Origin of the sequence: Methylobacterium sp. WL64 (assembly GCF_008039945.1) — a bacterium.
GTDB lineage: Bacteria > Pseudomonadota > Alphaproteobacteria > Rhizobiales > Beijerinckiaceae > Methylobacterium.
Map to the genome: position 1 here is coordinate 1 of NZ_VRVA01000320.1, position 637 is coordinate 637.

2 tRNA genes are annotated in these 637 nt (G+C 61.4%); both read left to right on the forward strand.

Annotated features, from left to right (window positions below):
• The first annotated feature begins 196 nt into the window (after positions 1 to 196).
• A tRNA-Ile gene (locus FV242_RS34100) sits at positions 197 to 273 on the forward strand.
• 37 nt (positions 274 to 310) lie between these two features.
• Positions 311 to 386: transfer RNA gene (locus FV242_RS34105), tRNA-Ala, on the forward strand.
• Positions 387 to 637 lie beyond the last annotated feature (251 nt).

Consider the following 637-nt stretch of genomic DNA (forward strand, 5'->3'; position numbering starts at 1 on the left):
CTTCTTTGGATCTGCGGTCCGGTTCTGCTGGATCGCTGTGAGCCTCGGCTCATCCATCGAAGGTCATTGGATACAAGGGTTCAGTCAGAACCCATTTTGCGGGACGGACGCCGTCCTCGTTTCTCTTCCTCACCAGATAGCGCGATCGGCGCACCGTCTTCGGCCTCGGGCCGATCCGGCATGTCTCGATCGCTCTGGGCCTGTAGCTCAGGTGGTTAGAGCGCACCCCTGATAAGGGTGAGGTCGGACGTTCGAGTCGTCCCAGGCCCACCACGACACGGGACGCTCCGCCCGCCGGCGCCGACCCCTTGGGGCCATAGCTCAGTTGGGAGAGCGCGTGCTTTGCAAGCATGAGGTCGTCGGTTCGATCCCGTCTGGCTCCACCATTGTTTGGGACCTGGCGCCGCAGCAGCGGCGACGGTCCGAACGCAATGCCGGGCTTGGCTATCTGGAACACAGTTTGCCGCGGCAGACGATTGACGAGGACCGTAGGGTTCGGTCGATCGTGTCGATTGGCGAAGACATCAGTGACATCGTGAAGAGGGAATGTGGCCGTTGGGGGCGCGAAAGCGTCTACCCTGGCGGTCATGTTCGGCAAGCATACGGTGATTGGATCGGAAACGATCCGATCACTGGT